We start from the raw sequence: 13,118 nt of genomic DNA on the forward strand, positions 1-13,118 counted from the left end.
CGCGAACCGATGACACCGTCCACCGATGCCGAGCCCGCAACCCGGCAGGGCCCCCTACACGGCCTCAAGATCATCGAATTGGCCGGGCTCGGCCCGGGGCCGTGGTGCGGAATGCTGCTCAGCGACCTCGGCGCCGAAGTTCTGCGGATCGACCGGCCCAGCGCCGTGGGCGCTCTGCGCACCGACCTCGGCGCGAGCAACGGACGGCAACCGGCCTTCGTCAACGATCGCGGGCGCCGCTCGGTCGCCGTGGATCTCAAACATCCCGACGGCGTGGACACCGTGCTGCGTCTGGTCGAACGGGCAGATGCGCTACTGGAGGGCAACCGGCCCGGGGTCACCGAGCGCCTCGGCGTCGGACCCGAGGACTGCCTGGCCCGCAACCCTCGCTTGGTCTATGGCCGAGCGACGGGTTGGGGACAGGACGGACCACTGAGCCGAACCGCCGGCCACGATCTGAACTACCTGTCGCTGTCCGGTCTGCTGGCGGCCATGGGTCCGGCGGGCGGCCCCCCCGGCGATCCCGCTGAATCTGCTCGGCGACTACGCCGGTGGTGGACTCATGCTGGCGATGGGTTTGCTGTCGGCGCTGTGGGAAGCGCGCGGCAGCGGCCGCGGTCAGGTGGTCGACGCCGCCATGGTCGACGGGATCGCCCTGCTGGGCGGTGTCTTCTATGGACAGCGACAAGCGGGGATGCACGGACTCGAGCGCGGAACCAACATGCTCGACGGTGGCGCCCCGTTCTACACCGTGTACGAGACCGCAGACGGCGGCTGGATGGCAGTCGGCGCGATCGAGGCCGCCTTCTTCGCCGAACTCCTCGATGTGCTCGGGCTCGAACCAGAACTCGCCGACATCCAATGGGACCGCACGCAATGGCCACGGGTGCGTACCAGGCTCGCGGCCGTATTCGGCACCCGAACCCGCATGGAATGGGAAGCCGCCTTGGCCGGACGCGAAGCATGCACCACCCCGGTCCTCGACCTGGACGAAGCCCTGCGACACGAACACGCCAGGGCACGACACAGTTTCGTCCCGGTGGACAGCCTGCCCCCGCGCCGAGATTCAGCCGGACACCCGGTGCCGTGCAGGGCCCCGCGGTCCCCGCCGGAGCGAATACCTCACGCGCACTCATCGACTGGGGCTTCGACCCACCGGACATCGATGCTCTTCGCGCCACTGGAGCGATCCTCTGACAGACAAGGAACACCGAATGAGTCACTGCCGCCTCACTCACCGGAGCACCCCATGGCGCTGAGCCTGAACTTCATCACCGACGCGATCGCCGCCCAGATGCCCGCGGTCGACCCCCACCGCCCCGCTGTCGCACTCGGCGGAGAAGCCGCACTGAGCTGGCTCGACCTGCGCGCCACCGAACTGCGCTACGCACGGGCCCTGCAGCAGGCGGGAGTGCGCAAGGGCGACCGGGTCGGACTGCTGCTGCGCAACTCCACCGACTACGTCGCGCTCTACCTGGCGATCGGGCGCGTCGGCGCGATCGCGGTACGCCTCAACTGGCGGCTCACCGCACCGGAACTGCAGTTCGCGCTCAACGACTCCGACCCCGGGGTGCTCGTGCTCGACGCCGAGTTCGCCGCCCTCGTGGCGGCCATCCGCGACGGCGTCACCGTCGGTACCTACGTCGTGCGCGGCGAGCCCGGAGCACTCGACGGAGCCACGCCACTGTCGGTCTTCGCCGCCGAGGAATCGGACGCGACCGGCTTTCCCGTCGTCTCCCCCGAAGACCCGGTGTCGCTGATGTATTCGTCGGGGACCACCGGACGCCCCAAGGGCGCCCTGTTCTCGCACGGCAACGCCCTGTGGATCGGCTCGATCCAGGCCCAGCGCTGGCGGATCGACAGCTCCACCGTGTGTCAGACCAGCGGACCGCTGTTCCACGCCGGCGGATTCGAGGTCCTGTTGCTTCCCGCCCTGATCACCCACGGCACCGCCATCGCCTTCCCGTCGGGCAGTTTCACCCTCGAGAACTTCCTCCGCGTCGGCGACCAGCACAACGCCACCGACATGTTGCTCTACCCGTTCATGCTGTTCGAACTGCTGCGCAGCGGCGAAGACATCACCCACCTGGTGCCGCAGACCCTACGGCGCATCGTCACCGGCGGTGACATCGTCATGCCCTGGGTCTACGACGAACTCGACAACCGGCTACCCGGCGTCGAACTCGTCCAGTCCTATAGCCTCACCGAAGGTGGCGCGGTGAGCACCAGCCTGGAATTCGATGTCGCCCGCGGCCACGAGAGCAGCATCGGCACGCCCCAGGCGATGACCGAGATCAAGGTCATCCGCCCCGACGGCTCACCCACCGACATCGACGAGGTCGGCGAGATCTGCGTCCGCAGCGGCGGGGTGAGCATCGGCTATTGGAACCGCCCCGAGGACAACCGCGCCACCTTCGTCGACGGCTGGTGCCACTCCGGCGACCTCGGCCGCGTCGACGCCGACGGCTTCCTCACCATCGCCGGACGAGCCAAGGACATGTACCGCAGCGGTGGGGAGAACGTCTACCCCGCCGAGATCGAGATGGTGCTCACCGGACATGCCGACATCGCCGACGCCGCGGTCATCGGGGTCGCGGACGAACGCTACGTCGAGGTCGGCGCGGCGCTGATCGTCGCCGCGCAGGGCAGCGCCATCGACGTGGCGGAGCTCCGGTCCTGGCTGGGCGAACGCCTGGCCAAATACAAAGTCCCCAAACACTTCTACTTCGTCGACGAGTTGCCCCGCAACGCCAACGGCAAGGTCCTCAAGAACGTTCTGCGCGACACCTACGGACAGACCACAACCACGGAGACGAACCCATGACACGAGCAGCACTGTTCGAACAGGCAGGCGCGCCACTACGGCTCGCCGACCTCGACATCGCCGACCCCGGTCCCGGTGAGGTCACCGTCGATGTGAAGGCGACCGGCATCTGTCATTCCGATGTCGGCGTCTTCTCCGGGAAACTCCCCGCGCCGCTACCGTTGGTACTCGGGCACGAGGGCGCGGGCGTTGTCACCGCCGTCGGCGCCGGTGTCGAAAACCTCTCGGTCGGCGACCACGTGGTGCTGTCATGGCTGGCGAGCTGCGGCACCTGCTACTACTGCCAGCGTGCCGAACAGCACCTGTGCGGTCGGCCGCGCACCATGCTCGGCGCCCACACCCTGCCCGACGGCAGCACCAGGATGAGCCTCGACGGCACACCGGTGCGCCAGTTCTGTGGACTGGGCACCTTCTCCCAGCGCACCGTCGTCCCCGCCGGGGCGGCCATCCGGATCTCCGACCGGGTACCCATCGCTTCGGCGGCACTGCTCGGCTGCGGTGTGCTCACCGGATTCGGTGCCGCGGTGAAGACCGGCGGCGTCCGGGTGGGCGACGCGGTCGCGGTCATCGGCTGCGGCGGCGTCGGACTCAACGCCGTCCAGGGCGCTCGGATCGCCGGCGCCACCACCATCATCGCCATCGATGTCCACACCGACCGGCTCGCACTGGCCGACGAACTCGGCGCCACACACACCCTCACTGCGGGACCCGATGTGGTCAAGAAGGTGCAGCAGCTCACCGAGCGCCGCGGCGCCGATGTGGTGATCGAAGTGGCGGGTCGGCAGGAAACCGTCGATCAAGCCGTCGCCATGGCCCGCCGCGGCGGCACCGCCGTCCTCGTCGGCGCCGGACCGGGCGTCGCCGTCAGCGAGGTCTTCAACAACGTCGTCATGTCCGGCAAGACCGTCAAGGGTTGCCTGTACGGCTCGGCGCACGTCAAACGCGACATCCCCGAGCTCGTCGAGCTCTATCAGCGGGGCGCGCTCTTGCTGGACCAGTTGGTCACCGAGACCTTCGACTTCGGCGACATCGGCAAAGCGGTCGAATATTGCGCAGGCGAGAACGGCGCCCGCGCAGTCGTCCTGTCCTGAGCGCCGACCGGGCTCGGGGTCCGGGACACCGAGCTCCGAGCCCGAGGAAGGAACACGCCCATGACCGCCTCCGAAACCGGGCCGAGTCATCTCCCGCCGCCCGACCGCCGGTCGACGCCTGTACCTGCCACGCCGCCCCACGATTGAGCGAGCTGGGCGCCTTCCTCAAAGCACCGCGCGGAACTGATCCCGGCCCAGGCACACCTACCCAACAGCAGACCGTGCGGCGGGTGCCCGGACTCCGCAGGGAGGAGGTCGCTCACCTGGCCCCGATCAGCACCGACTACTACACCCGGGTCGAGCAGGGCCGCCGACTCGCGTCCATATCGTTGCTGTCCACCTTGGCCGAGGTCCAGCGGCTCGACGACGACCAGCGGGCCTACCTGTTCGAACTGGCGCGCGAATACCAGTGCGAACCTGACCGCGACCGAACCGCGGAGCCGAAAACACGCTGGCAACGGCTCTTGGACCAGCTGGCCGAATCACCAGCGCTCGTCCTCGGCCCCTTCGCCGACATCGTCGCCTCCGCCGAACCGGGATCTCCCGCAGCAGCGGCCCTCCGCGTTCTTTCTGCGGACCTTCCCGGCCACCGGCTGCCGCACTGACCAAGGCGTGGACGACCACGACACACGATCGCTCACGCACGCGGTCCTACCGATGTTCGGCGTAGAAGGCCTGCAGCTTCTCCAGCGCCTGGTCGACGTATTCCTTCTTGTCGTACAGGTCGTAGTGGCTCGCGCCCGGCACGACGAAGAGGTTCTTCTTCTCCGAGCGGGCACGGTCGTAGAGTTCGAAGCCGTCGCGATAGGAACCGAACCCACCGGGCACATCGCCGACGATAATCTGCAGCGGCTGAGTCAGCAGCACCTCGGCCAGATGGAAGGCGTCGAAACCCAGCGCCGCCGACAGACCGGAGAACCGCAGTTTGTTCGGCGAGTTCGGATTCTGGCCGCGCGGCGTGGTGTAGTACTCCACCGCGTTCACGACGTCGACGTCGGTGAGCCCCGCCTGCTCACGAGCCTCCACCGAGGGCGGAATGTAGGTGGTGATCACCGGGTCACCACCACGCGCCTCCGCGGTCCGCTGCTTACCGATCGCCTCCAGTGTCGCGACCGCCGCGTTCGGCGACATGTCACCCTCACGCATGATCCGGCCGTAGTTCGCGGCCACCACGGTACCCAGCGCCTTGATCCGGTGCTCGGTCATCGTCGCGTTGGCCGCGTAGGCCCCACCCCCGCAGACACCGAGCGCACCGATCCGCTCCTCATCGACGTAGTCGAGCGTGACGAGATAGTCCACCGCACACCGGAAATCCTCGACGCGAGCGGCCGGGTCCTCCAGGTAGCGGGGTTCACCACCGCTCTCACCCTGATACGACGCGTCGAATGCCAAGGTCACGTACCCCATCTCGGCGAGGCGTTCACCGTAGATGCTGCCCGCGGTCTGTTCCTTGCAACTGCTGATCGGATGACCACATACGATCGCCGGATACTTCTTCGACGAGTCGAACCCCGGCGGGAACCGCAGATCAGCGGCCACATCGATGTCCTTGTTCTTGAAACGCACAGATTCCATCTCGAAAGCTCCTCGTCTTGTCGGCGCCACGCGTACAACTCGTGCACACTCGATCGTCGCGCCGATGCCAAGAGACAGCCAGGGACAAACTCGACCCAGGAACCGTCGCGTAGGCGCAGAGCAACCCCGACGCCCAACAGGCATGATCACGTACGGCGAAGCGGCCGTCCCGCTCGGAGCAAACGGGCGGTAAACGCAGGTAAGAAGGCAGAAAGCAGGTCAGACCCGGTCTCCGACCGCACCTGACCTACTACTCTGTGGAGCTACCGGGCCTCGGATCCCTGACCCGCTCAGGAGTTCAAACACTTATGATCACCGCCCAACCCGTCTACAGCCTGTAGTCGGCTCCGATTCTCAACTGACCACGCGAAGACCGCAGGTCACCCGCGTTCCCATCTTCGATTTGGCCCCCGCTCGGGAGCCTGGCGGGAACCGAGCAGGTCAGCGCCCATCACGCCCGGACTGTGGTGGCGGCGCCCGCCCTCGCCGGCCCGCAGCCTGCACGGCTGCCGGAGACCCTGCACACCGGACCCGACTCGCCCTCCTGGGCGATCACCACGACGTTGCTGACCGCAGTCGTGGACACCCCGGCCTCCCTGCGTTGCGACCGGCATCTCATGCTCCGAACGGAGACCGCCTGGCCGCCCGGCAGACCAGCGGCGCTGCCGCCCCGGGCAAGGCCGCGGGCCCGGTACCGCGTCAGCGATGCCGGGCCCGCGAATCGTGGCCGCGGTCAGAGCTTTTCGGTGAAGAACGGTGTCAGCGCGGCGACCGCCTGGTCGACGTATTCGGGCTTGTCGTAGAGACCCACGTGGCCGGCGCCATCGACGAGGACCAGCGCGGTGGTCTCCGGCAGTCGCTTGTGCAGGTTCTCGGCCTGCCACAGCGACCCCGCCGCGGTGCCCGCGACCAGCAGGACCGGCCGGTCGAGGAGTTCCTCGGCGCGGTCGAAGGCGTCGAAGGCGAAGATGCGCGGCACGCTCGCGGTGAACAGCATCCGGTTGTCGGAGTTGGGGTGCTGACAGCGTGGCGTGCGGTAGTAGTCGTGCGCCTCGACCAGGTCGGCGGGAGTGGTCTCGTCCACGGTCTCGGGGACGTAGGTGATCTCGGCGACCTTCCCACCGGCGGCCTCGGCGGCCCGCTGCGCGGCCACCGCGTCCAGGGTGGCGATCTGGGTCTCGACCGGCGCGCAACCGTCCCAGCCGTTGCGGAAGGTCGCGCCGATGTCGACCGGGCTGACGGCGCCGACAGCCTTGATCCGCCGGTCGGTCATGGTCGCGTTGATCGCGTACCCGCCGCCTGCGCACACACCGAACGCGCCGATCCGGTCCGCGTCCACGTAGTGCAGGGTGGACAGGTAGTCGACGGCGGCACGGATGTCGGCCACGCGGGCCGCCGGGTCCTCCAGGTGCCGGGGCAGCCCGCCGCTCTCGCCCTGGTGCGAGGCGTCGAAGGCCAGGGTGACGAAGCCCTGGGCCGCGAGTTCCTCCGCGTACAGTCCCGCGGTCTGCTCTTTGACACCGCCGCCAGGGTGCACGGCGACGATGGCCGGGTAGGTGTCGTCCTCGGAGAACTCCGCGGGCAGATGCAGGGTGCCCGCCAGGGTGACGGTGGCGTTGCGGAACTCGATGTCCTCCATGTGCTGTCCTCTGCTCGCTCGTGTCGTCTCGATGACTCCACTCTGCGACCCGGTGACCGGTACCGACAGGACGAGCCTCTTCCTGGGAAGGATCCTTCCCCCGTTCGCCGCCGCACGGGCGGGCACGGCGGCGAACGGGCCGGTCAGTGCACCGCGGCGAACATCAGCCTGGTGTCGTCGGCCTCGTCGGGGTCGAACTCGGCGACGATGCTGCCCTGTTTGGCGACCAGGATGCGGTCGGACAGCGCCCGGATCTCGGGCAGGTAGGAGGAGATGACCACCACCGCGACGCCGTCGTCGGCCAGCGCGCGGATCATGGCGTGGATCTCGGTGATGGTGCCGAGGTCGACGCCGCGGGTGGGTTCGTCGATGATGGCCACCAGCGGGGTACGGGTCAGGCTCTTGGCCAGTACCACCTTCTGCTGGTTGCCTCCGCTGAGTTCCTCGAGCTTCGCTCGCTCCGGTTGCAGCGTGCGCGCGTGGAATCGTTCGACGAATCTGCGCGCCACCGACTTGCGCTCCCCCGGCCGCACCAGCAGCGGCAGGCGCGCCGCGCTGCACAGGTGGCCGAAATAGATGTTGTCGGCGATGGAGAAGTGCCCGAAGAAGCCGGAGGCCTTGCGGTCCTCGGTGACGTAGACGATCCCGGCGCGGCGGGCGTGGCGCGGGGTGCGGAACCGCACCGGGTGCCCGGCCAGCCGGACGGTCCCGCCGCGCAGCCGCCGCCGTTTGGCCACCCCGCCGACGATCATCGCCGTCTCGCTGCGTCCCGCCCCGACGAGACCGTAGATGCCGACGATCTCCCCCGGATGCGCGGAGAAGGACATGTTGCGGACGGCGGGCAGCAGGGTGAGGTCGTCGACCTCGAGCACCGGCGCCGGGCCGGGTTCGCGCCCTGGCGGCACGCGCTGGTATTCGACGCTGCGCCCCACCATCATCCGCACCACCTCGGTGCGGTCGAAAGCGGGTTTGTCCAGGGTGCCCTGGACCTGTCCGTCGCGCAGGACGGTGATGCGATCGGCTTCCTCGAAGGCTTCGTCGAGCATGTGGGTGATGAAGACGACGCCGATGCCGCGGCGCTTGAGCCTACGCATCGAGAGGAACAGTTGGAGCCGTTCCTCGGGGGTGACCGAAGCCGTCGGCTCGTCGAGGATGACCAGAGTGGCGTTGCGGTGCACCGCGCGGGCGATCTCGACCATCTGCTTCTGCGCGATCCCCAGCGCGCCCGCGGTCATCTCCGGCCGGATGTGGAAGTTGTGGGATTCCAGTAGCTCGCGCGCCACCACATTGAGCTGGGAGAGGTTGTTGAACGGCTTCTCGTCACCGAGGAACAGGTTCTGCGCCACCGTCATGGACTCCACCAGGGAGCCCTCCTGGTAGACCATGGCAACGCCGGCCTGGGCGGACTCCTTGGGTGTGGCGAAGCGGCGTTCCCGGCCGCCGACGGTGAGGGTGCCCGCGTCGTGGCCGATCGCGCCCGAGATCACCTTCACGAGGGTGGACTTGCCCGCCCCGTTCTCGCCGAGCAGCGCGTGGATCTCGCCGGGACGCACGTCGAAGTCGACGTCGCGCAAGGCGTAGGTGCCGCTGTAGTGCTTGCTGACACCGGCCAGCCGGATGACCGGCTCGATGGTCTTCCCGGTCACGGCAGACTCCTCTCGTTCCGCGGCCCGGCGCACAGGAGGTTGCCGAAGCCGTTGGCCGCCAAGATGATTCCGTGCGGTCCCGCCGCGACACCGGTGATACCGTGGCGGTCACCGTCGGCACGCGAGTGCAGGCTCTCGGTGATCCGGCCGCGGGCGTCGAGACGGAAGGCCAGGCCGTAGGACCGGGCCGGCGCCCAGGGTTTCACCACCCCCAGGACGCGCAGCTGCCCCAGTTGCAGCGTGTCGGTGTAGGGGTTGGCACAGCGCAGGCGTGGCACGAACCATTCGTCGGGGCGGATGGTCTCCCGCATCTCGGCGAGCAGCTCGGGTTCGTCGAGCAGCAGTTCGGTGAAACGGTTGCGGGCATAGGGCGCCGCGACCCACCAGCCGTCGCCCGCGGCGCGAATGCGCCCCGGGTAGACCGGCAACCTGCTGCCGACCGGTGCACCGGGCCGGTTCAGGGCGTCGATGCGCCGCCGTTCGATACGGTGCTCGAAGCCCAAGGAGATCAGAACCTCGGTGTCCGAGACGATCTCGATGCCGCTGGGGCGGGCGAGGCCGTCGGCGGCGATTTCGGCGTGCGCGAGATCCACGCGCACGATCCGGCCGGATCGGTCGCCTGCGACCAGGGCCTGCGCCCAGTCCCGGTGCGCGGGTTCCACCGAGCCGATCGTCGCCAGCAGCGCGCCGTCGGGCAGCCGGGTCAGATCGGTGACACCGGTGGCCACCAGCGGGTCGGTGCACAGGTCGTGGGTGCCGCCGCGGCAGTCGATCCGGACCAGGCCGACGCCGTCGACCGCGACGATCAGATCGTCACCGGTGTCGAGGAGGCTGCCCGCCCGGCCACCGACGACGGCGTGCGGCGCGGCCGTACCGCCGTCGAGGGTGAAAACCGTGTTCCCACTGGAGAAGACGATCTGTCCACCGGGGCGCACGAGCACGTCGTCGGGTGCGTGATCCCCCGCGGGCAACAGCAGCTCGGCATCGTCGAGCCGCCGGTTCGGACGCAATCCGGCCTCGAAAGGGGGCACGCTGCGGTGCCGGGCCCAGCCGGGATTGATCCATTCCTTCAGGGTGGTCAAGGCACGATTCATCGGTCCGCCCCCGCCATCGGGCGGCCGGGCACGATCAGGCCGGGGACCTGCGCCGGATCGATGGAGCCGACCTCGCCCGGGTCCAGGGTGAGCCGGCCGATGCGGTTGTTGCTGACACCGCACAGATAAAGCTGCCCGGCGCGTTCCTTCACCGAAGTCACCATCGGGTGCGCCGCCAGCGTGGAATCCCAGAGCACTTGCAGGATCTCGCCCCGATCACTGAACTTCATCACGCACGAGACATTGAGCTGCGGCACCACCCAGCTGTCGAGAGGCACTTCCTTGGTCATCCTCCTGCGCACCGCCGGGTAGCGGTTGAGCAGGTCCGACATCGGCGTGCGCAGCGAGACGAAGGGCAGCCAGTAGTTGCCGTCGGAGGACCGGTTGAGGTTGTCGGGATTGCCCGGCAGGTTCTCCAGGACCGGCTCCAGCTGTCCCTGTTTCGGGCCTGCGATCCACAGCCGGTCCACCCGGCACAAGCCGGTGGAGGCGATGAGGATCGACTGCCCGTCGTGCGCGGTGCAGACGCCGTTGGGGAACACGCTGTTGGACACCACGACCTCGGCGCTGCCGTCGGGGTCGATCCGCACCACGCGGCCGTTGGGTCGCGATTCGACCAGTTCCACCAGGTATTCGGCGGCATTGGTGCGGGTGGAGAAGTCCGAGACGTAGATCGAGCCGTCCGGGGCGACGTCGAGGTCGTCGACCGCGCGCAACCCGGAGTCGTCGATCAGGGAGAACCGGCTGCGCGGCACCTTGGTGGCGACCGGTTCGGCTTCCCCGTCCGCGTCCAATCGGTAGACGCCCATACCGCCGACCGCGACCAGCAGCCGCCCGTCCCGGTCCCAGGCATGACCGAGCGGGAAACCGCCGGTGCGGGCGAAGATCTCGCCCTCGTCGGGGGCGTCGGCATGGAAACGCCAGACCCAGCCGCGGCGGTCACCGCAGTAGATTTCGCCCTCGGGTCCGACGGCGCAGTCCTCGGCGCCCTCGATCCGGCCGAGACCGATCGGGGTGGCGTCGGTCATCTTGTCGTTGATCGTCCAGACGGTGCCGGGCACGGTCACGTCGACGAGCTCGCCGAGGGCGATCCGGCCCGGGTCGATCTTCAGCTTCTCGGCGGTGCGCTGCCGGTACTTGCCCCACTGCTGGTCGAGGACCGCGAAGACCAGCAGCGCCAGCGCGAGAACCACGGTGTACCAGGAACCTTCGAGGTGCATGACGACCGTGGCCTGCTGGATGATCTGCACGACCACGATGCCGACCGTCGCCCGCAGCACCGAACCGCGACCGCCCGCGAGGCTTACCCCGCCGAGTACGACGGCGGTCAGTGCCATCAGCTCCCACCCTTGTCCGACATCGGGGTCGGTGCGCCCGACCCGGGCCGAGGTGAGCAGGGCGGCCAGCCCGGCAAGCGCGCCGGACAGCACGTAGACGAAGAAGGTGACCCGGTCGACCGGGATGCCGTTGCGGCGCGCCGATCGCCGGTCGCTGCCGACCGCGGCCACCCACCAGCCCCACCGGGACCGGGTGAGGCCGACGTGCGCCGCCAGCAGCACGCACCCGAAGAAGACCCAGGCCGTGGGTATCAGCGCGATCGAGCCCTCGCCCAGGAAGTCCCAGACGATATCGGGTTTCGGCATGCTCAGCTGGAAGCTGTAGGCGCTTTGCAGCGCCGCGGCCGCGCCGCCGAAGGCCACCAGGGTGACCAGGGTGGTGATGAAGGGTCGCATCTTCCGGTAGGCGATGAAGTATCCGTTGACCGCGCCCAGCAGCGCGCCGCACACGACGGCGGCGGGAGCCACGACAACCATCGGCCACTCCCATGCCCGCGCGGCCACCATGGCCCCGATCGCGGTGAATCCGACGATCGATCCGACCGACAGGTCGATGCCGCCCGCGACCAGAACGACGGTCAGGCCGATCGCGAGCAAGCCCTTCTCGGAGATTTCGTCCATGATGGTCGGCGCGTCCGCGAGGCCGACCGGTGTGCTCAGGACGACCAGCACGCTCAGTCCCACGGCGAGGCCCAGCGGCACCGCGCCTTCCATCCAGCGCTTCTCGAACAGGTCCGACAGCGTGCGAGCAGGTGCGAAGCGGTCGCGCCAGGAGCCGCCGGTCTGCCCGAACGCGTCGATGCCGCGTGCCATCACTGCCCCTTGTAGCAGGCGATGGTGGTGGCGTCGACGTTCCCGCGATCCACCACCGTGTGCGGAACGAAGGCCACGGTGTGTGTGCTGCCCGCGGGCACGCCGGTCTGTACCAGCTGCTGGGCGGCCACCACCGCCGCGGTGCCGACACCCTGGACGTCGTAGGAGGCCGAGGCGGTCACCTTGCCCTGGCGCAGCGCGTCACACCACAGGGTGTCGGCGGCCATGGTGTAGACCCCGAGCGAGTCGGCCGGGATCACCCCGCGCGCGACCGCGCTCTGCACCGCGTCACCTACCGCGATGGAGTTCAGGTCGTAGGTGACCAGGAAGCCGCAGACATTCGTCTTCTGCTGCTGGATGATCGATTCGGCGGCCTGCTGGGCGAGGGAGTTCTGCCACTGGCTGTGCGCGGTGGTGACCACCTCGAACCCGGCCGGGTCGGCGATGTTGTGCACGCCTTTGGACCACAGCAGCGAGGCGGCGTCGTTGCCGGGACCGTCGATGATCGCCAGTCGTTTGGGAGCGCCGCGCTTCTCGCAGTCCGAGACCGCCCGGCTGGTGATGTCCTCGGCGGCGGCGATGTTGTCCACGCCGATGTAGGCGTCGCCGAGCCGGCTCGAGATCATGTTGACCACGACCGTGTAGATGCCCGCCTTCTGGGCGTCGGCGATCTGCTTGGTGAGGACGCCGACGTCGGGGTTGTGCAGGATCAGCACGTCGGCGGCCTTGCGGTCGATGATGTCGCTGATGATGCGGGTCATCTTGTCGGTGTCGAAATTGGGGTCGTAGACCTGGAATTCGGCGCCGAGGTTGCCGAAGGCGCGCTCCATGGAGGCGCCCCAGTTCATCGTCAGGTTGTAACCCTTGTAGAGGATGGGCACGAAGGCGACCTTCTTGCCCCGCATGGACTCGTGCACCTTGGTGCTCGCGTCGAAGAGCTGAACGGTCTCGCCGAAGGTCTGGCCCGCGCCGCCCGCGGCGGGACTGTTCGCCGATCGGGCACCGGTGGAACAGCCGGCGAGGGCGATCGCCGAGGCCGTGGCGAGAGCGAGGGCGAGCATCTTGTTCTTCATCGTCGAAGACTCCTGAGAGAGAGGTG

The 13,118-nt window shown here is 68.6% G+C and carries 10 protein-coding genes and 1 pseudogene; 4 read left to right on the forward strand and 7 right to left on the reverse strand.

Annotated elements, in window-relative coordinates:
- Window positions 1–9 precede the first annotated feature (9 nt).
- The 4 genes and pseudogenes from ACFV2O_RS10690 (at window position 10) to ACFV2O_RS10705 (ending at window position 4,520) form a co-directional block, all read left to right on the forward strand.
- Window positions 10–1,197 (forward strand): annotated as a pseudogene (locus ACFV2O_RS10690) (CaiB/BaiF CoA transferase family protein).
- On the forward strand, window positions 1,166–2,824 hold the full coding sequence (locus ACFV2O_RS10695; RefSeq protein ID WP_379251640.1) for a class I adenylate-forming enzyme family protein: 1,659 nt from the start codon (window positions 1,166–1,168) through the stop codon (window positions 2,822–2,824). The pseudogene ACFV2O_RS10690 and the gene ACFV2O_RS10695 overlap by 32 nt, the downstream one beginning before the upstream one ends.
- A complete protein-coding gene (locus ACFV2O_RS10700) occupies window positions 2,821–3,915 on the forward strand; it encodes a Zn-dependent alcohol dehydrogenase (protein WP_379251641.1) in 1,095 nt (364 codons plus the stop codon). Before ACFV2O_RS10695 ends, ACFV2O_RS10700 begins: the two co-directional genes overlap by 4 nt.
- 230 nt (window positions 3,916–4,145) lie before the next feature.
- Entirely contained in the window at window positions 4,146–4,520 is a 375-nt protein-coding gene (locus ACFV2O_RS10705) for a helix-turn-helix domain-containing protein (RefSeq protein ID WP_379251642.1), read from the forward strand.
- Between the two features lie 46 nt (window positions 4,521–4,566).
- Here the strand turns inward: ACFV2O_RS10705 and ACFV2O_RS10710 are convergent, their stop codons facing one another.
- From ACFV2O_RS10710 to ACFV2O_RS10740, 7 genes are all read right to left on the reverse strand, one after another.
- A complete protein-coding gene (locus ACFV2O_RS10710; RefSeq protein ID WP_379251643.1) occupies window positions 4,567–5,490 on the reverse strand; it encodes an alpha/beta hydrolase in 924 nt (307 codons plus the stop codon).
- Between the two features lie 451 nt (window positions 5,491–5,941).
- Window positions 5,942–6,076 carry a hypothetical protein gene (locus ACFV2O_RS10715; protein ID WP_379251644.1) on the reverse strand — a complete coding sequence of 45 codons (135 nt, stop codon included), beginning with the start codon at window positions 6,074–6,076 and terminating at the stop codon, window positions 5,942–5,944.
- 147 nt (window positions 6,077–6,223) lie between these two features.
- Window positions 6,224–7,129 carry an alpha/beta hydrolase gene (locus ACFV2O_RS10720; protein ID WP_379251645.1) on the reverse strand — a complete coding sequence of 302 codons (906 nt, stop codon included), beginning with the start codon at window positions 7,127–7,129 and terminating at the stop codon, window positions 6,224–6,226.
- 143 nt (window positions 7,130–7,272) lie between these two features.
- On the reverse strand, window positions 7,273–8,775 hold the full coding sequence (locus tag ACFV2O_RS10725; protein WP_379251646.1) for a sugar ABC transporter ATP-binding protein: 1,503 nt from the start codon (window positions 8,773–8,775) through the stop codon (window positions 7,273–7,275).
- Complete coding sequence (locus tag ACFV2O_RS10730; protein WP_379251647.1) at window positions 8,772–9,869, reverse strand: hypothetical protein; 1,098 nt, start codon at window positions 9,867–9,869, stop codon at window positions 8,772–8,774. Before ACFV2O_RS10730 ends, ACFV2O_RS10725 begins: the two co-directional genes overlap by 4 nt.
- Window positions 9,866–12,019 carry an SMP-30/gluconolactonase/LRE family protein gene (locus ACFV2O_RS10735; protein WP_067810310.1) on the reverse strand — a complete coding sequence of 718 codons (2,154 nt, stop codon included), beginning with the start codon at window positions 12,017–12,019 and terminating at the stop codon, window positions 9,866–9,868. Before ACFV2O_RS10735 ends, ACFV2O_RS10730 begins: the two co-directional genes overlap by 4 nt.
- The gene (locus ACFV2O_RS10740) at window positions 12,019–13,092 is read right to left on the reverse strand and encodes a sugar ABC transporter substrate-binding protein (protein ID WP_379251648.1); all 1,074 of its coding nucleotides are present in this window, start codon (window positions 13,090–13,092) and stop codon (window positions 12,019–12,021) included. Before ACFV2O_RS10740 ends, ACFV2O_RS10735 begins: the two co-directional genes overlap by 1 nt.
- Window positions 13,093–13,118: the final 26 nt, after the last annotated feature.

The sequence above is a fragment of the Nocardia sp. NPDC059691 genome, from assembly GCF_042733915.1.
Lineage (GTDB): Bacteria > Actinomycetota > Actinomycetes > Mycobacteriales > Mycobacteriaceae > Nocardia > Nocardia sichangensis.